This is a genomic window from Streptomyces sp. 8N114 (assembly GCF_052245835.1).
Taxonomy (GTDB): Bacteria; Actinomycetota; Actinomycetes; order Streptomycetales; family Streptomycetaceae; genus Streptomyces.
Genome location: NZ_JBQQBT010000014.1, coordinates 1 through 22,051, shown reverse-complemented (window position 1 = coordinate 22,051; position 22,051 = coordinate 1). Strand labels below are relative to the sequence as shown.

The following is a 22,051-nucleotide window of genomic DNA, read 5'->3' as shown; positions in this document are numbered from 1 at the left end:
CCGACTCCGCGGTGCCAGGAGACATCTCGGCACACCATCAAAGCGACGCCCGTTGGCAGCCCGACCGTGACCTTCCTGCCGGACAGTGAAATGGGAGACGACCGACAGGCAGTGAGTCGACGAGGTACGGGGGCGGGCAGCGCATGACGGACCTGACGCCGGAGGATCCGGTCAACATCGGCGGCTATCGGCTGCTGAGGAGACTGGGCGCGGGCGGCATGGGACGGGTGTACCTGGGGCGCTCCTCCGGGGGACGGACCGTCGCCGTCAAGCTGGTGAAGGCCGAGTTGGCGGCGGACCCCACGTTCCGGGCGCGCTTCCGGATGGAGGTGGAGGCCGCACGGCGGGTCGGGGAACGGTGGACGGCGCCGGTGCTGGACGCCGACACCGAGGCCGACACCCCGTGGGTGGCCACCGGATACGTCGCGGGACCCTCGCTCGAACAGGTGATCACCGCCGGGCGGACGGGAACCGTGGCGCAGGCCGCGCGGCAGGGGCACGGACCGCTGCCGCCCGGCTCAGTACGGGTTCTGGCGTACGGTCTTGCCTCCGCGCTGCTCGACATCCACGGCGCCGGGCTCGTCCACCGGGACCTGAAGCCGTCCAACGTGCTGCTGACCATCGACGGGCCGCGCGTCATCGACTTCGGCATCGCCCGCGCGCTGGACGAGGTGCCCACCTCCACGCTGACGAGCACCGGCATGGTCGTCGGTTCGCCCGGATACATGTCGCCGGAGCAGATCACCGGCGGTCAACTGTCCGCCGCCGGCGATGTGTTCTCCCTCGGCGCGGTGCTCGGCTACGCGGCGACGGGACAGCCGCCCTTCGGCCTGACCGGGGGCGGCGGCGGGGTGCACGCGGTGATGTACCGGATCGCCTCGGAGGAGCCGGACCTGGGCGGGTTCGGTACCGACCCCGCCGACGAAGAGGCCGTACGACTCCGGGAGTTGATCGGCGACTGTCTCGCCAAGGACCCCGCCGCGCGGCCCGCGCCGGAGGAGATCGTGGCGCGGGTTCAGCCGGTGTCCGTCGGCGCCTCGGCCCCGCCCTGGCTGCCCGCCGGGCTGCTGGCCGAACTGGGCCGCGAGGCCGTGCGGTTGCTGGATACGGACACGCCCCCGCAAGGGTCGGGGAGGCACGGTGCGGCCGGCTCGGAGGCGCCGACGGCTGTCGGCGCCTCAGGTTCCGCTTCCGGTTCCGGTTCTGCCGGGCCGCTCGGGGGCGAGCCCGAGGCGCAGACTTCGGTGCTCCCGCCGTCCGGAGGGGCAGCGCCCGCGCCCGGCCGCCGAGTTGGGCGCAGCCGCCGTACGCTGCTCGCCGCGGGGGCGGCCGTCGTCCTCGTGGGTGCCGGGGTCGCTGCGGCGGGCGCCGGTGTCGGGCCGCTGGGCAGCGACAGCGGGGGAAAGGACGGCGGCAAGGAGTCGTCGGACGTGCCGGAGCCCTACCTCGGCACCTGGGTCGGCACCGTGGAGCGGGACGGGAGACCGACCGGTCAGTATCGCCGGTTCGTCATCACCAAGGGCAAGGAGGGCGAGATCGTCGCGACCAGCATCAGCCTGGGCACCGACTACGAGTGCAAGAGCGACGGCAAGCTCGCCTCGGCCCCCGGGTCCGGGAGCGACAGCGAGGGCATGCGGCTCGACACCAAGGTCGTGGAGAGCACACCGGCCGGCAAGTGTGCGGCGATCGGCGAACATACGCTGACGGCCGGGCCGGGCGACGTCCTCGAATGGCGGGCCGCGGGCCGCACGGCGACACTGCGCAAGGTAGCCACCCCCGAGCGACTGCCCGACGCGCTGATCGGCGAGTGGCGCCGCCCGCTGTCCGACGGCGGCAGCCAGACGCTGACCATCCACGCCGACGCCCCGGCGGACAACGGCCTGACGATGATCTCGGACGGCACCGAGCACTGCGAGGCGCGCGTCGATGTCTTCTCCGCCGGAAGCGACACCGAACCGGCCCGGCTGGCACCGCCCGACGTGGACAGGGCCAAGTCGCGGGGGACCTGCGCCGCGGGCAACACCTCCACGCTGCGCGCCGACGAGGACGGCACGTTGCTCCGCGAGTTCCCTGACGGGCGTGTGTTGCGGTACACCCCTGCCGATTGAGGGCTGAGAGGGGGCGGGAGAAGGGGTGCGGGACAGCACCCGCACCCCCTCGCGTACCACCCGGGGCAGCCCCTACTTCGTATCCAGGTCCCGCCTCCGGAACCCCGCAACGCCGCACGCCACCAGGGCAGCGGCGACCAGGGTGAGCAGCAGCATCGGGGTCCAGCGCATCTCGGCGGCGGGGAGCTGGGGGACGTGGCCGAAGGGGGAGAGGTCGTTCAGCCACCCGGGCAGGTCGAGGAGCTTGCCGAGGTAGCCGACGACGAAGCCGTAGGCGGGAACGGCCCAGGCGAGCGCGGTCGCCCGCGGTGCCCAGCCGAACAGCAGCACGGCCGCGCCGCCGGTCACCCACAGCGCGGGGGCGTAGGCGAGCCCCGCGCCCAGCAGCTGCACCACGAGGTCGCCGTCGCCCGCGGAGGCCGCTCCAGCCAGGCCGAGGCCGAGCGCCCCGAGCAGCAGCACCAGAGTGCCGCCGCCCAGCGCTGCCACCAGGTGCGAGCCGACCCAGCGGGACCGGGACAGACCGGTGGCCAGCAGCGGTTCGACGCGCCCCGCGGTCTCCTCCGAGCGGGGCCGCAGCGCGGCCATCACGACGAAGAGCGAGGCGACGACGGCGACGACGAGCATCACCGTCGAGGCGAACGACTCGACCAGCGTGCCGCCCGCCTTGGCGAGCGCTTCGCGTACGTCGTCCAGGTCCTTGAGCATGTCGTCCACGTCGCCGAGGATCGAGCCGTACATCGCCCCGAGCAGCAGCAGCCCAGCGCTGAAGCCGGCGAACAGCCCGCGGTGCAGCCGGACGGCGAAGCCGAGCGGGCGAGTGAGCGCTTCGGAGGCGCTCGGCCTGCCCAGCCGGGGCGGCAGGATGCCGGCGCCCACATCGCGCCGGGTGCTGAGCGCGTATCCGGCGGCAGCCGCGACGACGGCCAGCGCGAGCCCGGGCAGCAGCGGCCACCAGTGGTTGTCGACGAAGGGGTAGGTGCGCTGCACCCAGCCGATCGGGGAGGCCCAGGAGAGCGCGTCGGTGCCCACGTCGCCCGCGGCGCGCAGCGCGTAGGAGGCGCCCAGCACCCCCAGCGCCATCCCGGAGACGGCCCTGGCATGCGCGGACAGCTGTACGGTCACGGCCGCGACACCCGCGAAGACGAGGCCGACGACGGTGTGCGCCGCACCGTAGAGCAGCGCCCCGCCGGCGGTGGCACCGTCCAGCCCGGCGCCGGGCAGCGCGGCGGCCAGCAGCAGGCCCAGCAGCACGTTGGCGCCGGCCGCGACGGCGAGCGCAGCGGTGAGCGTGGCATGCCGTCCGACGACGCCGGAGCGGACCAGCTCGGCGATGTTGCTCTCCTCGTCGGCGCGGGTGTGCCGCACGACGGTCAGCACGCTCATCAGTCCGGTGAGGATCGCGCCGTAGCCGAGCATCAGCATGCTGAGCGCGGAGGCCGGGGTGAGCTGTGAAAGGTAGTGCTCGGGTCCCGTCATCGCGAGCATGGCGGGACCGCTGAGGGTCTTGACCATGTCGGCGGACTTCTTCGGGTCGTCCGGCGCCAGCTGCGTGGCCTTCTGCACGCTCGACAGGGTGAACAGGAAGGTCGCCAGCACCCAGGCGGGGAGCCGCACCCGGTCGCGGCGCAGCGCGAAGCGGAAGAGGGCGCCGGTCCCGGCCAGCGCGTGGCCCGCCGGCCGGCTCCGGTCCTGCACGGCCCCGGTGCGGGCCGCGGCGTCGGTGACGGTGCTCATCGCGAGCTGCCCTCCGCGGCCGAAGCGTCGGCGGAGTCGTCCGACGACATGTGCCCGAGCTCGGACAGTTCGTCGCCGTAGTGCCGCAGCATCAGCTCCTCCAGGGTCGGCGGGTGGCTGACGAGGCTGCGGACGCCGAGCCCGCTCAGGTGGCGTACGGCGGAATCGAGGTGCGCGCCGTCGACGGCGAAGTGCACCCGGCCGCCGTCCGTCCGCAGGTTGTGGATGCCGGGCAGCTGGTCGAGACCGGTCAGCGGGCTGACGGTCTCCGCCTCGATGGTCGTCCGGGTCAGATGGCGCATCTCGCCGAGCGTCCCGGACTGCACGGTCTTGCCGAGCCGGACGATGCTCACCCGGTCGCAGAGCTTCTCGACCTGGGACAGGATGTGGCTGGAGAGCAGGACGGTGCGGCCCTGGGCCTTTGCCTGGAGGATGACGTCCTGGAAGACGACCTCCATCAGCGGGTCGAGCCCGGAGGTGGGCTCGTCCAGCAGCAGCAGCTCGGCGTCGGAGGCGAGCGCCGCGATGATGGCGACCTTCTGCCGGTTGCCCTTGGAGTAGCTGCGGCCCTTCTTCGTCGGGTCGAGGTCGAAGCGCTCGATCAGTTCGGCACGCTTCTGCGGGTCAAGGCCGCCACGCAGCCGGGCCAGCAGATCGATGGCCTCGCCGCCGGTGAGGTTGGGCCACAGTTCGACGTCGCCGGGGACGTAGGCGAGCCGCTGATGCAGGGCGACCGCGTCGTGCCAAGGGTCGGCGCCCAGCAGCCGGGCGGTGCCCGTGTCGGCGCGGAGGAGGCCCAGCAGGATGCGCAGGGTCGTGGACTTCCCGGCGCCGTTCGGACCGAGGAAGCCGTGCACCTCGCCGGTGGTGACCTCCAGATCCAGCCCGTCGAGGGCACGGGTTCTGCCGAAGGTCTTGACGAGGCCGGACACGGAGATCGCAGTGGTGGCGGGTGCCGCGGTGGGGGGCGCGGTCGTGGACGCGTTCATGATTCAGAAGCTACGTTGATTTCACAAATTTGTGAAGTTAAGGAAGCGTTAGGATCGTGCACAAGACCGCTGAGCAGGGAGAAGCTGACAGACGTGGCAGAAGACTCCGTGGCAGATCACTCCGTGGAGGACTACGAGAAGAGGGTCTCCCCCTTCGTCGAACGGTTCGCCGCGGACCTCACCGAGGCAGGCATGCAGCGCATGGCGTCCCGCGTCTTCGCCTGCCTGCTCGCCTCCGCGGACGGCGCGCTGACCTCCGCGGAACTGAGTGAACGGCTTCAGGTCAGCCCCGCCGCCATCTCCGGCGCCGTGCGCTATCTCTCGCAGGTCGCGCTGGTCTCCCGACAGCGTGACCCCGGCTCCCGGCGCGAGCGCTATCAGCTGCACCACGACGTCTGGTACACCAGCCTGCTCAATCGCGACCAGATCCTGACCCGCTGGCTGGGCACGCTGGCCGCCGGCGCGGAAGCCCTCGGCACTGATACGCCCGGCGGGCGTCGGGTGCAGGAGAGCGCGGAGTTTCTTGAATTCATGCGGAAGGGGCTGGCGGAGATGCTTGAGCAGTGGCGGTCCAGTCGCGGTTGAGCCCTCTCCTGGTCCGGGGAGGGGCTGCCCCCGTCCGACTCCTGCGGGCTGCGGGTGAGCTTGTGGCCGCTCGCGCAGTTCCCCGCGCCCCTGACGGGGCGCGTTCCCTCCTGCTGCGCTTGGGCAGTCTGCGCCAGGGGCGCAGGGTGGGCAAGCGCAGCTCCCACGCGGCTCAGCCCGGCGGCAGGACCAGGTGCCAGGCGCGGGGCGCCACCGTCCAGGTGCGGGACTCGGCCGGGGCGGCCGAAACCCCGGCATCGGCGTCGGCGCGATAGCGGAAGCCCTCCGGCGCGGAGACCGTCACGGACCTGGCCCGTACTCGCACGGGCGGGCCCGCGAGGGGCTGGACGGACACCTCGGCAAGCCCCTCGGCGCCGGTCGTACGTACCGTCACATCCGTCACTGGCCGGTCAGGACCGGCCACCACCGCACCGTCCGCCTCCACCCGCAGCCGCTGCACAGTACGGACCTGCGGCGTACGCGGCGCGGGGGTCACCGGCGCCGCGTGCTGCTCCTCGCGCTGCGCCCGGGACAGCACCGTGCGTGCCAGCGCCTGGCACATCCGCCGCCACGGCGGGTCCGCGACCGGGGGCTCGTCGGCCCGGCGCGGAGCGGCGGACGAGGCACCGACCGCGCCGGCCGAGCCCTCGGCCCCCTCCGTACGCAGCCCGCCCAGCACGATGCCGTCCTCGTCGTCGACCAGCAGGTCCAGCGCCCGCGGATTGCCGCGCAGCACCGTACGGGCGGCCGAGACCGCGTCCAGCGGCAGCCCGAGGCTGCGGGCGAGGGCGACCGAGGGGCCGTTGCCGACCGGCACTACCGACAGTGCCGTCTCCTCCAGGGCGCGCTCACCGTACAGATGCCGGACGGCGCGCAGCAGGGCCCGGTCGTTGCCGATCAGGACGGGGCGTCTGCCGCCACGCCGGGCCAGCAGCCGCGGCGTCTGGGCCGGGTCTTCGGGGAGACACAGCTTGAGCCCCGGCGCCGCAGCGCGCAGCACGTCGCGCGCGATGCGTACGGACTCGGCGTCCGTGAGCCGGGCGACCGGGTCGACGACCACGAGCAGCGGAACCTCCCCCGAGCTCTTCGAGCAGGGGGTGCCCCCAGCGGCCGGGTCCACGCTCGCGGGGGGCCTCGCGGAATCTGGAGCCGACACCACGATCCTTCCTCATGAATCCGGAGGGATCCGGATGGTTCCGATACGTACTTCCATTGCGTACTGAGGTGGTGCTGGTCCGTACGTCCGTCCGGCCCGGGGCACTCCCCTGTTCGTCACCCGGGAGAATTGTTCGGTAATCTCTCGGTGCAAGAGCCCCTGCCGCTGTTGCGCCAGGGGCTTCCTCTATCTGGGGTACCGGCCTGCGGCTCTTGCGATGGTGCCGAGCGGCGCCACCGCACGTGGGACATGCCCCGCCCGGAAGGGGTGTACGCCTGTGCCCGCACTTGTGCTGCTCGGTGCTCAGTGGGGTGACGAGGGCAAGGGAAAGGCCACCGACCTGCTCGGCGGCTCCGTGGACTACGTGGTGCGCTACCAGGGCGGCAACAACGCCGGCCACACGGTCGTCGTAGGCGACCAGAAGTACGCGCTGCATCTCCTCCCTTCCGGGATCCTCTCCCCGGGGTGCACCCCGGTCATCGGCAACGGCGTCGTCGTCGACCCCTCGGTCCTGCTCTCCGAGCTGAGCGGGCTCCAGGAGCGCGGCGTCGACACCTCCAAGCTGCTGGTCAGCGGTAACGCGCACCTGATCACCTCGTATCACGCGACGCTCGACAAGACGACGGAACGGTTTCTGGGCAAGCGCCGCATCGGCACCACAGGCCGCGGCATCGGCCCGAGCTACGCCGACAAGATCAACCGGGTCGGCATCCGGGTCCAGGACCTGTTCGACGAGTCGATCCTGATGCAGAAGATCGAGGCCGCGCTCGACTTCAAGAACCAGGTGCTGGCCAAGCTCTACAACCGCCGCGCGATCTCCGCGCAGCAGGTCGCCGAGGAGCTGCTGGGCTACGCGGAGCAGATCAAGGGCTACGTCGCCGACACCACGCTGATCCTCAACGACGCTATCGACGAGGGCAAGGTCGTCCTGTTCGAGGGCGGCCAGGGCACGCTGCTGGACGTGGACCACGGCACGTATCCGTTCGTCACCTCCTCCAACCCGACCGCGGGCGGTGCCTGCACCGGGGCCGGGGTCGGCCCGACGAAGATCAGCCGGGTCATCGGCATCCTGAAGGCGTACACCACGCGGGTGGGCGCGGGTCCCTTCCCCACGGAGCTGTTCGACGACGACGGCGAGGCGCTGCGCACCATCGGCGGCGAGTTCGGCGTCACCACGGGCCGCAACCGGCGCTGCGGCTGGTTCGACGCGGTCATCGCCCGCTACGCGACCCGCGTCAACGGCCTCACCGACTTCTTCCTCACCAAGCTGGACGTGCTCACCGGCTGGGAGCAGATCCCGGTCTGCGTCGCCTACGAGATCGAGGGCGAGCGCACCACGGAGCTCCCCTACAACCAGAGCGACTTCCACCACGCCAAGCCGGTGTACGAGTACCTGCCCGGCTGGAGCGAGGACATCACCAAGGCCAAGACCTTCGGCGACCTCCCCAAGAACGCCCAGGCGTATGTGAAGGCCCTGGAGGAGATGTCCGGCGCCCCCATCTCCGCCATCGGCGTCGGCCCGGGCCGCGACGAGACGATCGAGATCAACTCCTTCCTGTGAGCCGGACGTTCACTCGTTCGGGCTGACCGATGTAGAACACCCCTCCGCTCCGGGCTGGGCCGGGTCACTCTGGCCTTTGCCTGGAAGGGGGTGCAACATGACGGTTATGGCCGAGGACACGTCTCACATGTCGGTGGAGCATGGGTCCCACATGTCCGTGGAGGACTTCGAACGGATCGCCTCCACTGCCCCCGAGACCGTCACGTTGGAGTTCATCGACGGACGGATCGGGGAGAAGGCAGTGCCGGACGGAGCTCACGCGGGTCTCATCATGTGGCTGCTCAAGCAGTGCATGCAGTCTCGCCCGGATCTCGACCTCGATCCGACACAGGGGCTGAAGGTCGGCGCTTACCGCAAGGGGAGAGCACGCCCCGATGGCTCGCTCGTGCCCCCGGACCACTTCGTGGGCCAGGGCGAGTGGGCCGAGCCCGACGGGGTGCAGATGACGGTCGAGGTCACCTCGTACGACTCCGACACCGACCGGCGCGACCGGCAGGAGAAGCCGGCCGCGTACGCGACGGCCGGCATCCCCGTCTATCTCCTCGTCGACCGCGACCGGTGCGAAGTCGTCGTGCACACGAACCCGGACCCGGATGCCGGCCGCTACCGGGACCTGCACACCGCGTCGTTCGGGGAGCAGGTCGACATCCCCGGGCCGGTCGGGATCTCGTTGGACACGGAGCCGCTGAAGAAGTACGTGCGCTGAACGGTCATGCCGGAAGGGTGCCGGAGGCGATCGTGAGGCGTGCGCGCACTCCCTGTCAGCTTCGGTACGAGGACGGCCGGTAGGCGCCCGTGCGGGGTAGATGACCGGCACGTGTGGACTAATGATGATCGTTCCGGCGTGCGGTGTGGAAGGCATCTGACGCACAGCCAGAACCGCGCGAGACCGCGCACCACATCCGCAAGGAGCACCTATGCGCATCCGCACCGCGACCGCAGCCGCCCTCCTGGGCGCCGCCGCCATCCTCGGCTCGGTGGGCACCGCCACCGCCACCGCCCACGACAACAACCGCGCCTCCTGGACGTCGTTCGCCCAGGACTTCAGTGACCGCGTCGTGGCCCCGCGCGTGAGCAGCAGCGACAACGACACCACCGACGTGAAGTCCTTTTCGACCCGGATCACCTCCGACAACGAACTGAAGAACATCAGCAGCGGCCTGGCGATCGGCGAAGTCGAGGTCGAGTGAGCCCGCCCGGATCTTGAGGGCGCAGAGGCGCCCGCGCGCCGTTCCGGCCCCGCTATGTGCGGGGCCGGACGCGTGCGTGAGGGCCGACGAACATGCTGGTGCGGCCCCGGAAGAGTTGCTGTTGCTAGCGCAGTGATTTCACCAGGACGTCGAAGGACGGGGTGCGGGGGGTGATCGGGGCGTAGTGGCCCACGCCGGGCATCAGATGGAGGCGGGCGCCCCAGTTGTTGGCGTAGCGGCGGGACAGCTCGATGGGGACCTCCTGGTCGGCGGTGCCGTGCAGGATCTCCACCGGGACGCGCGGCAGCAGCCGCATCGGGTCCGCGTCCCACAGCGTCGAGGCGACCTTGTCCTCGCCGCCGAGGAAGGCGGACACCACCCCGCCGTTCAGCCGCACCGCGTGGGCCCGCTCCAGGTCGGCGACCGGCGCCAGCACGACCACGCGCCCGGCGGCCCGCTCCCGTCTGGCCGCGGCCCACAACGCCAGGTGCCCGCCCGCCGAGTGGCCGAACAGCACGCTCGGGGTGGCGCCCAGGTGATCGAGCGCGGCGTCGATGTCCTCCACCGTCGCGGGCCAGCCGCCACCGCCGCCGACCCGGCGGTACTCGACCAGCGCGACGGGGATGCCCTGGCCGGCCAGCGCGGCGGCGAACGGGGACAGATGACTGCGGTCCCACTCCTCCCGCCAGAACCCGCCGTGCAGCAGCACCACACGCCCGCCCCCCGCGGCCTCCCCGTACAGGTCGATGACCTGCGAAGGGTGCGGTCCGTACCGTTCCTGACGCTCCGGGACGGCCGGCGGCAGGGCCAGCAGTGCCTTGTAGTCGTCCTGGCTCATCGTGTTCCCCCGATCACTTCGCCCAGGACGCGGGCAGCACGCTCGACGTCCTCGAACGAAGTGTAGAGCGGGGTGAAACCGAAGCGCAGGACGCCGGGGCGACGGAAATCACCGACGACGCCGCGCGCGATGAGCTCTTTCATCACCTCCTCCGCACGCTCTGCCGGGTCGCACAGCAGCGCGATCTGGCTGCCGCGCCGCGGGTGTTCGGCAGGCGTCAGGGAACGCACCCTGATCGCCGCACGGGCCGAGCCCTCGGGCCCGTACGCGGCCACGCAGCGCAGGAAGAAGTCGGTGAGCGCCAGCGACTTGGCCCGCACGTCCTCGATCCGCACCCCCTCCCAGACGGCGAGCGCGGTCTCCAGCGCGGACATGGACAGGATGTCCGGGGTGCCCACCCGGCCGCGGGCCGCGCCGCTCGCGGGCTCGTAGGCCGGGGCCATGGCGAACGGGTCGGCGTGCGAGTTCCAGCCGGGCAGCGGGGAGTCGAACCGCTCCTGGAGGCCGCGGCGTACGTAGAGAAAGGCGGGCGATCCGGGGCCGCCGTTGAGGAACTTGTACGTGCAGCCCACCGCGAGGTCCACACCGTGTGCGTCCACCTCCACGGGCAGCGCGCCCGCGCTGTGGCACAGGTCCCAGACGGCGAGGGCACCGGCTTCATGGCTGGCGGCCGTGAGGGAGGGCAGGTCGTGGAGCGCGCCGGTGCGGTAGTCGACGTGGTTGAGCAGCACGGCGGCGGTACGCGGGCCCACCGCCGCGGGCACCTGCTCGGGCGCGAGGGCACGCAGTGTGCACCCGGTGAGCCGGGCCGCGGACTCGGCGATGTAGCCGTCGGTGGGGAACGTCGCCTCGTCGACGAGGAGTTCGTCGCGCGCCGGGTCGTCCTGCCGCGCGACGCGGACCGCGCCGACCATCGCCTTGAGGACGTTCACGCTGGTCGAGTCCCCGACGACGACCTGCCCCGGCGCTGCGCCGATGAGCGGCGCCACCAGCTCGCCGACCCGCTCCGGCATGGACCACCAGCCGGACTCGTCCCAGGACCGGATCTGCAGCCGCCCCCACTCCCGGGAGACGACATCGGCGAGCCGCCCCTCGACGGCCTTGGGCAGCGCCCCGAGGGAGTTCCCGTCGAGGTAGACGGTGGCGGGGTCGAGCACGAACAGCTCACGGAGGCGGGCGAGCGGGTCGGCGGCGTCCTGGGAGAGGGCTTCGGAGGAGAGGTCAGCTGTCACGGCCGCGCGGTCAGACATGGCTGCGCGCCGTCCACAGCTCGGGGAACACCTGCTTGGCGGCTCGCTTCTCCAGCCAGGCCACGCCGGACGAGCCGCCGGTGCCGACCTTGGCCCCCATCGCCCTGCGGGTCGCCACCAGGTGGTCGTTCCGCCAGCGCCACACCAGCTCGGCGACCTCGGTCAGCGCCTCACCGAGCCGGTGGGCGGCGGAGCCGGGGTCGGCCGCGTAGATCCGCGCCCACACCGCCTCGACACCCGGGTCGGGCTCGTACTTACGCGCGACGTCCCGGTGCAGCACCGCTTCCGGAACGTCCGCACCCTGCCGGGCGAGGAACCGCAGCGCCTCGTCGTAGAGGCTCGGTTCCTGGAGCGCCTTCTCCAGCTCGGCGTACACCCGGGGCGAGCCCCGGTGCGGTACCAGCATGGAGGCGGACTTGTCGCCCAGCAGGAACTCCAGCCGCCGGTACATCGCGGACTGGAAGCCGGACCCTTCGCCGAGCGCCGAGCGGTAGGCGTTGAACTGGGCCGGGGTCAGATGTGCCAGCGGCTCCCAGGAGGCGTTGAGCGACTGCAGTTCGTACGTCGAGCGCTTGAGGGCCGCCAGCGCGCCCTCGATGTCGTCCTGCCGCAGCCGGGTCGCCGCTGTCTGCCACTCGTGCACGATGACGGTGAACCACAACTCCATGACCTGCGTGGTGACGAGGAACACCATTTCTCCGGGGTCCTCGGAGAGCGGGTGCTGAAGGTGGGTGAGGACGTCCGCGCGGACGTAGTCCTCGTACGGCGTGGTGCCCGCGAAATCCAGTACCGGGGCATCGGGGTCGTGTGACATCGCTGTCTCCACTCACTGTGCTTCCGGGTAGCGGTCCGCCCCTTCCGGATAGACATCGGAGCCCCGGTCCCCTCGGGCCCGTCGGGGCCCACCGGCATCATGCGTCCTCGCCACGGCGGCGGCAAGTTCCCCGCGAGGGGGCGCCCCCTCCCCTGGGCTGGGAAGGGGGTGCCCCGTGCTCGATCCCGCAGGCTGCGGGCACGTCGTGGCCGATCGCGCAGTTCCCCGCGCCCCTTACGGGGCGCGTCCCCCTGCGCTGCGAAGCTTGGGCAGTCTGCTCCCCCAAGCTCTTCGAGCAGGGGGTACCCCCAGGGCGCAGGGTGGGCAAGCGCAGCCCCCACGCCGGGTACGCAAGAGGCACCGGATCAACCCAAGGTGGCCGCCGCCGTGGGGGAGCTCTCCTTCAGGAAGGAGGAGCAGCGCTCGTACTCATCGTGCTCCCCGATCGCCTGGGCCGCACGCGCGAGAGCGTGCAGGGCACGCAGGAAGCCGCGGTTCGGCTCGTGCTCGAACGGCACGGGGCCGTGCCCCTTCCAGCCGTTGCGGCGCAGCGCGTCCAGCCCCCGGTGGTAGCCGGTGCGCGCGTAGGCGTACGACTCGACGACGCGGCCCGCCTCGAACGCGTCGTCGGCGAGCTGTGCCCACGCCAGCGAGGAGGTGGGGTGCTGCGCGGCGACCTCGGCGGGTGCCGTCCCGGCGGCGAGCAGCTCGCGGGGCTCGGGGTCGTCGGGCAGGTGGGTCGGGGGCGGACCCCCGAGCAGGTTCTCGTGAATGGCCATGGCCCCAGTGTGCCTGTACGTCCTGCTCCGCCACGCGTCAGGACGCCGCCTGACCCGGCACTCCCCGCCCGGCGGCCCCCGCCGGTTCCCGCAGGGCGAACAGCCGCTGGAAGAACTGGATCAGCGGCCCGATGGTCAGCGCGTGGACCACTGTGCCGACACCGACGGAGCCGCCCAGCAGGAAGCCCGTCACCAGGACGACGACCTCGATCACCGTCCGCACCAGCCGGGTGGAACGCCCCGTGACCCGGCACAGCCCCGTCATCAGCCCGTCCCGGGGCCCCGGGCCGAAGCACGCGGCGATGTAGAGGCCCGTCGCGGCGCCGTTGAGCACCACGGCGACCAGGAACAGCGGAACGCGGACGAGCAGCGGCTGCGGCGTGGGGGTGAGGGCCAGGGTGGCGTCCATCGACAGGCCCACCAGCAGCACGTTGGAGACAGTGCCGAGGCCCGGCCGTACCCGCAGCGGTACCCACAGCAGCAGAACGGCGGCGGAGGCCAGGATGACGACGGTGCCGATGCTCAGCCCGGTGTGCTCGGCGACGCCCTGGTGGAAGACGTCCCAGGAGTTGAGGCCGAGCGCGGCCCGCAGTTGGAGGGCGACGCTCGCGCCGAAGAGCAGCAGTCCGGCGTAGAGCATGGTGAGCCGGCGCGGGAGGTTCCCCTGGGCGAGGCCGAGGGCGCCGCGGAGGCCGGCGGCGCTGCGGAAGGGGCGCGGAGAGGGGGTCACCACCCCATCGTGGCCGTACCGCGTCGGCGCGAGGCCATGGCGCCCGGCCCGTCCGGCGGCAACCACGCAGAAACAGCCACATCCCGGTGGCCCCTCCTGCCGCGCCCGGCTCTCTCCGTCACGCCTGCTCCGTCCCACCAGGCATCCCGCACCCGGCGCATGCCTCTGGCACCCGCACACGATGACGGAGATGAGCCTGCCGTCCCCGCCCGGGATGGCGTGATTCTTACGGAATGGACTTACGCAACGGGGACAGTGGCGAGCACTGCTCCGCACCGGGGGAGCAGGCGTGGCGCTGGTTCGAGGACTTCCTGTGCCGACCGCACGGGCAGCTCGGCCGGGAGGGACAGGTCTGCCCGTTCGTCGGCCCGGCGATCGAGGCCGGGACGCTGCGCGTGGCGGAGTGGGAGATCGGGCCCGAGCCGAGCGTGGACGAACTGGTCGCGCTGGTGCACCGGATGGTCGACGCCTTCGGGACGATGGAGTGGGCGACCCGCAATCGCACGCTGCACGCGTTCGTCGTCGTCCTCACCGGGCTGGACGCCGCCGCACTGCCGCTGTTGGACGAGGCGCACCGCAAGGTCAAGCCGGATCTGGTGCGCCGCTACCTGATGCTCGGTCAGTTCCATCCGGCGTGCGACGAGCGCGCTGCCCGCAACCCCGGCCTGCGCGTCTCGCGGGCTCCGGTGCCGCTGTTCGCACTGCGGCATATGGCCTTCCACGACGTGCTGTTCCTGGACGACGACGGGGAGTGGTTCGGCGCCTACCACGCGCGCTTCGGCCGCCGGTACTCCTCGGTGACGATGCCCGACCCGCTGTTCGCGGACCGGTACGCACGCGCCTGCGAGAAGTGGCTTGCGGGGTGCGGCGCATGACGGCCGACTCCGACGTGAGCAGCAACGGAAGCCGCGGCTGTGACCTCGGTGGCAAGGGCAGCGACGCCGAGCGGGCCCGGCTCGCGGCGCTGCGCGACGGCGAACCCCTGGTCGACTTCGCGGGCCGCTCCACCCCGTACATCGACTACCAGTCCATCGACGTCCTGCTCTCCCTCCAGCAGCCGCGCTCCGACGAACCCGCCGAACTGCCCTTCTACGTCCTCGGGCAGGTCAAGGAGCTGCTGTTCAAGCTCCTGTACGAGGAGCTGGTGCGGGTGCGGGCGCTGCTGGACGAGGACGAGGTGTGGCAGGCGGTCTGGGTGCTGCGGCGCGTGCACCGGGAGGCCGCGCTGCTGTGCTCGACCTGGGACGTGCTGGGCTCGCTCGCACCCACCGAGTTCAACGCCTTCCGCGACAGCCTGGGGCAGGCTTCCGGGCTCCAGTCGTACATGTACCGGATGGTGGAGTACGTCCTCGGCAACAAGGACCCCCAGCTCGCCCGCCCGCATCTGGGCGTCCCCGGCGTGGCCGAGCAGGTACGCCGGGCGCTGGAGGAGCCCAGCGTGTACGACGCCGCGCTGGCGCTGCTGGCCCGGCGCGGCGCCCCGCTCCCCTCGTCGACGCTGGAGCGCGACTGGTCGCAGCCGTACGAGCCCAGCGACGCGGCCGAACTGGCGTGGGCGCGGGTGTACGCCAAGGGCAGCGCGCCGGATGGGGGCACCTCCCGGCCGGAGGCTGGGGGAGAACTGTTCTGGCTGGCCGAGGCGATGGCGGATGTCGCCGAGGCGATGTGCCGGTGGCGGTCCCTGCACCTGCTCACCGTCGAACGGATCATCGGCACCAAGCCCGGCACGGGCGGCACCCACGGGGTGGCCTGGCTGCGCCGGGTGAGCGAACACCGGTTCTTCCCCGATCTGTGGGCGGCGCGGGGACGGATCTGACCGGACACCAGGGGCGGACACGAGGGGGCGGCCATGACGACGACACAGCCGGACACACACGGGTACGCGGACGTGTATCCGGAGGTAGACCAGGACAGCACCATCGAGCCGAGCACCGTCCGGCAGTTGGACGCCGCGGACCCGCTGGCCGCCTTCCGCTCCCGATTCGCGCCCACCCCCGAAGGGATGGTGTTCCTCAACGGCGCCTCCCTCGGCCGCCTCCCCGCGGCCACCGCCGACGCGACCGACGCGCTGGTGCGCGGCGAGTGGGGCGACCGGCTGGCCGAGGCCCGCACCCAGTGGCTCGACCTGCCGCAGCGGGTCGGCGACGAGCTGGCCGTCACCGTGCTGGGCGCCCGGCCCGGCGAGGTGGTGGCCTCCGACTGCACCAGCGTCAACCTCTACAAACTGGCCGCCGCCGCACTCCGCGACCGGCCGGGCGCCGTGGTGCTGGACGACGACAACTTCCCCACCGACCAGTACGTGCTGACCGGGCTCGCCGAGGAGTACGGCCGCGAGGCCCGCGTCATACGCACCGACCCGGACCGCGGCCCGCAGCCCGAACAGCTCCGGCTGGCCGTCGAGGGCGGGGCCGCGCTGGTGTCGCTGTCACTGGTCTCGCACCGCTCGGGCGCACTGGCCGACATCCGCACCGTCCAGGAGATCGCACACGCTGCCGGCGCACTGGTGCTGTGGGACCTCAGCCACGCGGTGGGCGCCCTGCCGCTGCAGCTGACCGCCGACGGCGCGGACCTGGCCGTCGGCTCCACGTACAAGCACCTGTGCGGCGGGCCCGGGGCGCCCGCGCTGCTGTACGTCCGCGAGGAGCTGCACGGCCGGCTCACCCAGCCGGTGCAGGGCTGGTACGGGCACCGCGAACAGCTCGCGATGCGCCACGACTACTACCCCGACCCCAGCATCCGCCGCTTTCTGACCGGCTCTCCGCCCGTCCTCTCGCTCGCGGCCCTGCAACCCGCCGTACGGCTGCTGGGCGAGGCCGGCCTGGAGCGGATGCGGACCAAGAGCACCGCGCTGACCGGCCTGTTCCAACGGCTCGCCGCCGAGCTGCTGGCCCCGTACGGCTTCCGCCTCGCCGGTCCGGCCGACCCCGCCGAGCGCGGCGGCCATGTCACATACGCGCACGAGCGGGCACGGCAGCTGGTGCCGCTGATCGCCGAGCGCGCGGGCGTCCTCGTCGACTACGGCGCACACGACCGGATCCGCGTCTCACCCGCGCCGCTGTCCACCCGCTTCGAGGACGTGTACGAGGCCGTGCACCGCATCCACCGCGTGCTGAAGGAGGAGAGCGCATGACCGCCGCCGAGGGGCAGGCCGACCGCCGCAGGAGGGTGCTGGTCACCGGGGCCTCGCGGCCCACCGGCATCGGCGCCGCCATCGCGGCCGTGCACGCCGAGCGCGGGGACGCGGTCGCGGTGCACTGCCGCGCCGACCGCGCGGCGGGCGAGGCGGTCGTCGCGGCACTGCCGGGCGAGGGCCACGCGCTCGTCGTCGGAGACGTGGGCGATGCCGAGCAGATCCCCGGCATCTTCGACGACGCGGTGACAGCGCTCGGCGGCGTCGATGTCCTCGTCAACAACTCGGCGGTGCACATCGAGCACCCCATCGCGACCACCCCGTGGGAGGAGTGGCAGCGGCTGTGGCGCCGCACCCTGGAGGTGAACCTGCTGGGCGCGGCCCATCTGTCCTGGTGCTTCGCCCACCATCTGCTGCACCGCCCGGAGGGGTCGCACGGCGGCCGGCTGGTGATGGTCGGCTCCCGGGGCGGCTACCGCGGCGAACCGGACGTACCCGCGTACGGCGCGAGCAAGGCGGGCATGCACGCGCTGGCCCAGTCGCTGGCGGTGGCCCTGGGACCGCACCGGATCGCCGTCGCCGCCATCGCCCCCGGCTTCACCCGTACCGATCTCACCCAGCCCCTGCTGGACAGCCCCGAGGGCAAACGCATCATTGCCGACCACCCCATCGGCCGGATCGCCGAGCCCCGCGACATCGCCGAAGCCGTCGCCTGGTTCACCGCCGACTCCCCCGGCTCCGAGTGGGCAACGGGCGCCGTACTCGACCTGAACGGCGCCTCGTACCTGCACTGAGCAGGCGGTTCACCTCACCAAGGGCGCGGCCATCGAGACGAACTTCTCGATGGCCTCCCGCGCCTGCCCGTCACGCTCGTTCCGCCGACCGCCACGACACTTGTCCAGATGGCTTCCACGGCACCAGTCGAACACAGGAAGCCCCCGGCGTACCGGGGGCTTCCTGTCGCTCGCTGCTGCTACTTCAGGCGGGTGCCCGTCGAGCGGAGGTTGGCGCAGGCGACCTGGACGCGCTCGGCCATGCCCTTCTCGGCGGCCTTGCCCCAGCTGCGCGGGTCGTAGACCTTCTTGTTGCCGACCTCGCCGTCGACCTTCAGCACGCCGTCGTAGTTGCTGAACATGTGCGCGGCGACCGGCCGCGTGAAGGCGTACTGGGTGTCGGTGTCGAGGTTCATCTTCACGACGCCGTTCTGCAGCGCCGTGGCGATCTCCTCCTCCGTGGAGCCGGAGCCGCCGTGGAAGACGAAGTCGAACGGCCGGCTGCCCGCGGGCTTGTCGAACTTCCCGGCGACGCCCTCCTGGAGGTCCTTCAGCAGCTCGGGACGGAGCACCACGTTGCCCGGCTTGTAGACGCCGTGCACATTGCCGAAGGAGGCGGCGAGCAGGTAGCGGCCCTTCTCGCCCAGGCCCAGCGCCTCGGCGGTACGGACCGCGTCCTCGACGGTGGTGTACAGCTCGTCGTTGATCTCGTGGGTGACGCCGTCCTCCTCGCCACCGGTCGGGGTGATCTCGACCTCGAGGATGATCTTCGCGGCGGCCGCCTCGGCCAGCAGCTCCTGGCCGATCTGCAGGTTGTCCTTCAGAGTCTCGGCGGAGCCGTCCCACATGTGGGACTGGAAGAGCGGGTTCTCACCGCGCTGCACCCGCTCGCGGGAGACCGCCAGCAGCGGGCGGACGTAGCCGTCGAGCTTGTCCTTGGGGCAGTGGTCGGTGTGCAGGGCGACGTTCACCGGGTACTTCTTCGCGACGATGTGCGCGAACTCGGCGAGCGCCACCGCGCCGCTGACCATGTCCTTGCTGTACTGCCCGCCCAGGAACTCGGCCCCGCCCGTGGAGATCTGAACGATGCCGTCGCTCTCCGCCTCGGCGAACCCGCGGAGCGCGGCGTGCAGCGTCTGCGTCGAGGTGACATTGATGGCGGGGTAGGCGAACTTGCCCTCCTTCGCCCTGTCGAGCATCTCGTTGTAGATCTCGGGGGTTGCGATGGGCATCAGACCGCTCCTTGGGGTGTGCGTGGTGTGATCCGGCTTCGGCTCAACGGAACGACGTCATCGTCGTGCCCATCTTCCCAGACGGGGCCGGATGCTCCAGACGCCGGTATTCACAAATTCACTTGGTGCCGAATTCACTGAGCGTCGGCTTGACTGTGCGCGAACTTCACCGAGCGTGCTCATGGTTTCACGTGAAACGACGAGTACGCGTGGCGGACCAGGGCTTACGCGAGTTCGAGGTCGTTCAAATCGAACGCGTATACGTACGGCATCCCGGCGCGCTCCATCGCCCCGGCCGCGCCGCGCTCCACGATGGTCGCCACCGCGACCACCTCGGCACCTGCCTGGCGGGCCGCCTCGACGGCGGTGAGCGGTGAGTTTCCCGTCGTCGAGGTGTCCTCGACGATCAGCACCCGGCGCCCTGCGACGTCCGGCCCCTCGATCCGGCGCTGCAGCCCGTGCGCCTTGCCCGCCTTACGGACGACGAACGCGTCGAGGTGCCGGCCACGGGCCGCGGCAGCGTGCAGCATCGACGTCGCGACCGGGTCCGCACCGAGGGTGAGGCCGCCCACCGCGTCGTAGTCCAGATGCGCCGTCGCATCCAGCATGACCTGGCCCGCGAGCGGCGCCGACTCACCGTCCAGGGTGATGCGGCGGAGGTCGATGTAGAAGTCGGCCTCCGCACCGGAGGAGAGGGTGACGCGGCCGTGCACCACGGCCTTGTCCCTGATCTGTCGCAGCAGCGCGGCGCGCACGTCGTCGTTCATGAGACCTCAGCCTAAGTGCCCGCGGCCGGTGCCACGGCAGCCGCCACCTACAGGCGCTGCCAGCTCCAGGTCGTCGTCAGCTCCAGCGGGTCCAGGGGGGTCACCTGGCGCGGGTGGGAGTTGAGCCCGTTCGGGGGCCCGCTCTGCGGCTCCACACAGACGGCCTCCTCCGGCTCGTCGTACACCACGACGTACTCGGCACGCGACGTCAACCGCAACGACAGCTCCGACGGCCACGTAAGGGTGACATCGACGCCGCCCGGCATTCCGAAGCAGTCGTCCCACGGGCCGGGCTGCGGCTCGATCCGGGCGCCGGTCGGGATGTGGTCCTGGCCCCGCTCCTCCTGCCACTCGGGCGAGAAGTCGATCCGTACGTCCTCGCCTCCCTGGCCGAGGTTGCGCAGGAACCATGGGTGCCAGCCGGCCTGGGCCGGAAAGGAGACGTCGAAGGTCTCCACGGCGAGCTTCAGGGTGAGCGAACCGCCGTCCTCGGCCAGCTCGACGACCTGGGTGGCCCGGCCCTCCCAGGGCCACGGGTCGGTCAGGTCGTAGGTGAACGACGCCTTCGTACCGGTGGCGCCAGGTGCCTGGCGCCACCCCCCGTCGCGCACCGTGCCGTGAATGGCGTGCGGTCCTCCCCCAGCCTCCGGCCGGGAGGTGCCCTCATTGAGCGGGAGCTGGAACATCTCGCCGCCGTTGCGGAAACGCCCCTGCGCGGTGCGACCGCACCACGGCGCCATCACGAACGAGCCGTACTCGGGCCCCTGACGCAGGAGTTCGGTGCCGCCCACCCGGAGGGAGGCGAGCCGGCACCCGTGCTGGGGTTCGATCGTCGCCTCGGTCCCCTGGGCACTGAGCACGACGGTCGTGGCTTCTGCGGAGGTGGGCAGATCAGTCATACAGCGACCATAACGGCGCTGTCAGCAACGCCGCCGCATGACCCGCTGTCGCGGTTGGCCGCGCACGTTGTGGCGCGGGGCCGTGAGCCGGCGGCCTGCACCGGTGACCCGCACGCTGCGGTGCGGGGCCGTGAGCCGGCGGCCTGCATCGGCGGCCCGCACCCTGCGGTGCGGGGCCGTGAGCCGGCGGCCTGCACCGGTGACCCGCACGCTGCGGTGCGGGGGCGCCCCGCTGCGGTGGGGTGGGGCGGCAGTCGGTTTCAGCGGCGGCGGCGCAGGACCCGACCGAGGACCACGGCGCCGGCGACCACGGCAGCGGCGGCGGGGGCCGCCCAGCGCAGGGTGGCGGTCGCCGAAGTCGGCTCCGGCGCCGGGATCGGGGCGTAGCGACCGCGCGGCGGGGCGTGGTCCACCTCCTCCGCGCTGCGGCCGATCATCGTGCGTCGCGCGTGCGCGGCCTCCGCACCGAGCCCGCCCGCATCACCGGGCACCTCCGCGTCGCCGTAGTCCTCGCTCGCCGCGTCCGCCGCGTCGAGTTCGGACTCGTCGTCGCGGCCCAGCGACGAGGGCGGCACCTCGGTCTCGAACAGCGGGGTACGGTCCGGCTCGGGCTCCGGTTCCGGGATGCCGGGGATGGCGCGATCGTTGTCGCCGGGCGCCCCGATGCCGCCCGTGACGGGGCCTTCGCCCTCGCCCTCGTCCGTTCCCTCGCCGGTCGCCTCCGGGCTGCCCGCGGGCGGCTCGTCGCGGATGCTGTCGCCGAGCGCCGCGGCGAACCGGTCGAGCAGCCGTACTCCTGCCGAGGTGGCGGTCTTCTCCTCGATCGCGGCGAGCCTGCCCGTGCCGGTGACCGTGCCGACGCACACCAGTGAGGTGCCCTCGCCGTCGTCCGCCGAGCGGGGCTCGATGGTCAGCGCAAGCTCGACGGTGCCCTCGCCGCGGGCCTCGGTGCCGCGGCCCGTGACCTCCAGTCGCTCCAGCGCGTCGGGCGCCGCCGCGCTGCCGGTGCCGCCGCGTGGGGTGAGGGTGAGGGTGCCGCGGTAGGTGATGGTCGAGCCGCCGATTCGTACCTTCAGGCGGCCCGCGAGGCCCTCCGCTGCGGATTCGGCACCCTCTTCCGGCTCCTGCTGGAATCCGGGTACGCAGCGGGCGACGCGGGCGCTGTCTGCGAGGGCGGCTCGTACCGAGCCGGCGGAAAGCGGTACGTACACCTCGTGCTCCATGGGGCGGAGCCTATTACCCATCAGTCCGCGCCACATATGACTGCGCCGCAAACATTTGGCCGCCGCCCCCAATGCGTGAGGGCCCAGCCCTCCGACGGGTGGGTGGGGGCGGCGGTGGCTTGAGGGCCCAACCCTCTGACGGGTGGGTGGGGGCGGCGGTGGCTAGAGGGCCCCAACCCTCTGACGGGTGGGTGGGGGCGGCGGTGGCTTGAGGGCCCCAGCCCTGGGCCCTCTCCCGTTGTTGGGGGCTCCGCCCCCAAACCCCCGGTCCTCGCCGGACAGGCGTAGGA

21 protein-coding genes are annotated in these 22,051 nt (G+C 72.1%); 9 read left to right on the top strand and 12 right to left on the bottom strand.

The features are described 5' to 3' along the window. Window positions 1–143: 143 nt before the first annotated feature. Window positions 144–2,108 carry a serine/threonine-protein kinase gene (locus ACTWQF_RS24865; RefSeq protein WP_443281874.1) on the top strand — a complete coding sequence of 655 codons (1,965 nt, stop codon included), beginning with the start codon at window positions 144–146 and terminating at the stop codon, window positions 2,106–2,108. Between the two features lie 72 nt (window positions 2,109–2,180). Here ACTWQF_RS24865 and ACTWQF_RS24860 read toward each other — a convergent pair whose 3' ends face one another. Further along, window positions 2,181–3,845, bottom strand: a complete 1,665-nt coding sequence (locus ACTWQF_RS24860) for an ABC transporter permease (RefSeq protein WP_443281873.1) — start codon at window positions 3,843–3,845, stop codon at window positions 2,181–2,183. After that, a complete protein-coding gene (locus ACTWQF_RS24855; RefSeq protein WP_443281872.1) occupies window positions 3,842–4,834 on the bottom strand; it encodes an ATP-binding cassette domain-containing protein in 993 nt (330 codons plus the stop codon). Before ACTWQF_RS24855 ends, ACTWQF_RS24860 begins: the two co-directional genes overlap by 4 nt. Window positions 4,835–4,942: 108 nt before the next feature. On the opposite strand from ACTWQF_RS24855, the gene ACTWQF_RS24850 reads away from it, so the two are divergent. Next, window positions 4,943–5,419, top strand: a complete 477-nt coding sequence (locus ACTWQF_RS24850) for a GbsR/MarR family transcriptional regulator (RefSeq protein WP_443281871.1) — start codon at window positions 4,943–4,945, stop codon at window positions 5,417–5,419. A 172-nt stretch (window positions 5,420–5,591) separates the two neighbouring features. On the opposite strand, the gene ACTWQF_RS24845 is transcribed toward ACTWQF_RS24850, so the two are convergent. Next, window positions 5,592–6,479 carry a hypothetical protein gene (locus ACTWQF_RS24845; RefSeq protein ID WP_443281870.1) on the bottom strand — a complete coding sequence of 296 codons (888 nt, stop codon included), beginning with the start codon at window positions 6,477–6,479 and terminating at the stop codon, window positions 5,592–5,594. Between the two features lie 373 nt (window positions 6,480–6,852). Between ACTWQF_RS24845 and ACTWQF_RS24840 the strand changes: the two genes are divergently transcribed. The 3 genes from ACTWQF_RS24840 to ACTWQF_RS24830 all read left to right on the top strand — a co-directional run bounded on the left by ACTWQF_RS24840 (window position 6,853) and on the right by ACTWQF_RS24830 (window position 9,326). Next, on the top strand, window positions 6,853–8,136 hold the full coding sequence (locus tag ACTWQF_RS24840) for an adenylosuccinate synthase (protein ID WP_443281869.1): 1,284 nt from the start codon (window positions 6,853–6,855) through the stop codon (window positions 8,134–8,136). 97 nt (window positions 8,137–8,233) lie between these two features. After that, window positions 8,234–8,842 (top strand): Uma2 family endonuclease, encoded by a 609-nt coding sequence (locus ACTWQF_RS24835; RefSeq protein ID WP_443281868.1) that lies wholly within the window; start codon window positions 8,234–8,236, stop codon window positions 8,840–8,842. Between the two features lie 211 nt (window positions 8,843–9,053). After that, window positions 9,054–9,326, top strand: a complete 273-nt coding sequence (locus tag ACTWQF_RS24830) for a hypothetical protein (RefSeq protein ID WP_443281867.1) — start codon at window positions 9,054–9,056, stop codon at window positions 9,324–9,326. Window positions 9,327–9,450: 124 nt separating this feature from the next. Here ACTWQF_RS24830 and ACTWQF_RS24825 read toward each other — a convergent pair whose 3' ends face one another. The 5 genes from ACTWQF_RS24825 to yczE form a co-directional block, all read right to left on the bottom strand. Beyond that, a complete protein-coding gene (locus ACTWQF_RS24825) occupies window positions 9,451–10,164 on the bottom strand; it encodes an alpha/beta hydrolase family protein (protein WP_443281866.1) in 714 nt (237 codons plus the stop codon). After that, entirely contained in the window at window positions 10,161–11,414 is a 1,254-nt protein-coding gene (kynU, locus tag ACTWQF_RS24820; protein ID WP_443281865.1) for a kynureninase, read from the bottom strand. The genes ACTWQF_RS24825 and kynU overlap by 4 nt, the downstream gene beginning before the upstream one ends. Further along, a complete protein-coding gene (locus tag ACTWQF_RS24815; RefSeq protein ID WP_443281864.1) occupies window positions 11,407–12,228 on the bottom strand; it encodes a tryptophan 2,3-dioxygenase family protein in 822 nt (273 codons plus the stop codon). Before ACTWQF_RS24815 ends, kynU begins: the two co-directional genes overlap by 8 nt. 365 nt (window positions 12,229–12,593) lie before the next feature. Beyond that, window positions 12,594–13,007 carry a DUF3151 domain-containing protein gene (locus ACTWQF_RS24810; RefSeq protein WP_443281863.1) on the bottom strand — a complete coding sequence of 138 codons (414 nt, stop codon included), beginning with the start codon at window positions 13,005–13,007 and terminating at the stop codon, window positions 12,594–12,596. A 37-nt stretch (window positions 13,008–13,044) separates the two neighbouring features. Continuing rightward, the gene (gene yczE / locus ACTWQF_RS24805; RefSeq protein WP_443282000.1) at window positions 13,045–13,647 is read right to left on the bottom strand and encodes a membrane protein YczE; all 603 of its coding nucleotides are present in this window, start codon (window positions 13,645–13,647) and stop codon (window positions 13,045–13,047) included. 323 nt (window positions 13,648–13,970) lie between these two features. Between yczE and ACTWQF_RS24800 the strand changes: the two genes are divergently transcribed. Genes ACTWQF_RS24800 through ACTWQF_RS24785 form a run of 4 tightly spaced genes read left to right on the top strand, consistent with a single transcriptional unit; the run spans window position 13,971 to window position 17,661 of the window. Next, complete coding sequence (locus tag ACTWQF_RS24800) at window positions 13,971–14,612, top strand: DUF6875 domain-containing protein (RefSeq protein ID WP_443281862.1); 642 nt, start codon at window positions 13,971–13,973, stop codon at window positions 14,610–14,612. Further along, window positions 14,609–15,553, top strand: coding sequence for a tryptophan 2,3-dioxygenase (locus tag ACTWQF_RS24795; RefSeq protein WP_443281861.1), 945 nt, complete (start codon window positions 14,609–14,611; stop codon window positions 15,551–15,553). Before ACTWQF_RS24800 ends, ACTWQF_RS24795 begins: the two co-directional genes overlap by 4 nt. 33 nt (window positions 15,554–15,586) lie before the next feature. Further along, a complete protein-coding gene (locus ACTWQF_RS24790) occupies window positions 15,587–16,867 on the top strand; it encodes a kynureninase (protein WP_443281860.1) in 1,281 nt (426 codons plus the stop codon). Beyond that, a complete protein-coding gene (locus ACTWQF_RS24785) occupies window positions 16,864–17,661 on the top strand; it encodes an SDR family NAD(P)-dependent oxidoreductase (RefSeq protein WP_443281859.1) in 798 nt (265 codons plus the stop codon). Before ACTWQF_RS24790 ends, ACTWQF_RS24785 begins: the two co-directional genes overlap by 4 nt. A gap of 179 nt (window positions 17,662–17,840) precedes the next feature. Here ACTWQF_RS24785 and fbaA read toward each other — a convergent pair whose 3' ends face one another. The 4 genes from fbaA to ACTWQF_RS24765 form a co-directional block, all read right to left on the bottom strand. Beyond that, on the bottom strand, window positions 17,841–18,872 hold the full coding sequence (gene fbaA, locus ACTWQF_RS24780; protein ID WP_443281858.1) for a class II fructose-bisphosphate aldolase: 1,032 nt from the start codon (window positions 18,870–18,872) through the stop codon (window positions 17,841–17,843). Window positions 18,873–19,096: 224 nt separating this feature from the next. Next, window positions 19,097–19,639, bottom strand: coding sequence for an orotate phosphoribosyltransferase (locus tag ACTWQF_RS24775; RefSeq protein WP_443281857.1), 543 nt, complete (start codon window positions 19,637–19,639; stop codon window positions 19,097–19,099). 47 nt (window positions 19,640–19,686) lie between these two features. Next, window positions 19,687–20,538, bottom strand: a complete 852-nt coding sequence (locus tag ACTWQF_RS24770) for an aldose epimerase family protein (protein ID WP_443281856.1) — start codon at window positions 20,536–20,538, stop codon at window positions 19,687–19,689. 260 nt (window positions 20,539–20,798) lie between these two features. Next, complete coding sequence (locus ACTWQF_RS24765; RefSeq protein ID WP_443281855.1) at window positions 20,799–21,761, bottom strand: hypothetical protein; 963 nt, start codon at window positions 21,759–21,761, stop codon at window positions 20,799–20,801. Window positions 21,762–22,051: the final 290 nt, after the last annotated feature.

What these genes read in the sequence shown, in the direction of transcription:
- ACTWQF_RS24865 (WP_443281874.1), top strand. Translation starts at nt 144, where the DNA reads ATGACGGACCTGACGCCGGAGGATCCGGTCAACATCGGCGGCTATCGG.
- ACTWQF_RS24860 (WP_443281873.1), bottom strand. Translation starts at nt 3,845, where the DNA reads ATGAGCACCGTCACCGACGCCGCGGCCCGCACCGGGGCCGTGCAGGAC.
- ACTWQF_RS24855 (WP_443281872.1), bottom strand. Translation starts at nt 4,834, where the DNA reads ATGAACGCGTCCACGACCGCGCCCCCCACCGCGGCACCCGCCACCACT.
- ACTWQF_RS24835 (WP_443281868.1), top strand. Translation starts at nt 8,234, where the DNA reads ATGACGGTTATGGCCGAGGACACGTCTCACATGTCGGTGGAGCATGGG.
- ACTWQF_RS24830 (WP_443281867.1), top strand. Translation starts at nt 9,054, where the DNA reads ATGCGCATCCGCACCGCGACCGCAGCCGCCCTCCTGGGCGCCGCCGCC.
- ACTWQF_RS24825 (WP_443281866.1), bottom strand. Translation starts at nt 10,164, where the DNA reads ATGAGCCAGGACGACTACAAGGCACTGCTGGCCCTGCCGCCGGCCGTC.
- kynU (WP_443281865.1), bottom strand. Translation starts at nt 11,414, where the DNA reads ATGTCTGACCGCGCGGCCGTGACAGCTGACCTCTCCTCCGAAGCCCTC.
- ACTWQF_RS24815 (WP_443281864.1), bottom strand. Translation starts at nt 12,228, where the DNA reads ATGTCACACGACCCCGATGCCCCGGTACTGGATTTCGCGGGCACCACG.
- ACTWQF_RS24810 (WP_443281863.1), bottom strand. Translation starts at nt 13,007, where the DNA reads ATGGCCATTCACGAGAACCTGCTCGGGGGTCCGCCCCCGACCCACCTG.
- yczE (WP_443282000.1), bottom strand. Translation starts at nt 13,647, where the DNA reads ATGCTCTACGCCGGACTGCTGCTCTTCGGCGCGAGCGTCGCCCTCCAA.
- ACTWQF_RS24800 (WP_443281862.1), top strand. Translation starts at nt 13,971, where the DNA reads ATGGACTTACGCAACGGGGACAGTGGCGAGCACTGCTCCGCACCGGGG.
- ACTWQF_RS24795 (WP_443281861.1), top strand. Translation starts at nt 14,609, where the DNA reads ATGACGGCCGACTCCGACGTGAGCAGCAACGGAAGCCGCGGCTGTGAC.
- ACTWQF_RS24790 (WP_443281860.1), top strand. Translation starts at nt 15,587, where the DNA reads ATGACGACGACACAGCCGGACACACACGGGTACGCGGACGTGTATCCG.
- ACTWQF_RS24785 (WP_443281859.1), top strand. Translation starts at nt 16,864, where the DNA reads ATGACCGCCGCCGAGGGGCAGGCCGACCGCCGCAGGAGGGTGCTGGTC.
- fbaA (WP_443281858.1), bottom strand. Translation starts at nt 18,872, where the DNA reads ATGCCCATCGCAACCCCCGAGATCTACAACGAGATGCTCGACAGGGCG.
- ACTWQF_RS24775 (WP_443281857.1), bottom strand. Translation starts at nt 19,639, where the DNA reads ATGAACGACGACGTGCGCGCCGCGCTGCTGCGACAGATCAGGGACAAG.
- ACTWQF_RS24770 (WP_443281856.1), bottom strand. Translation starts at nt 20,538, where the DNA reads ATGACTGATCTGCCCACCTCCGCAGAAGCCACGACCGTCGTGCTCAGT.
- ACTWQF_RS24765 (WP_443281855.1), bottom strand. Translation starts at nt 21,761, where the DNA reads ATGGAGCACGAGGTGTACGTACCGCTTTCCGCCGGCTCGGTACGAGCC.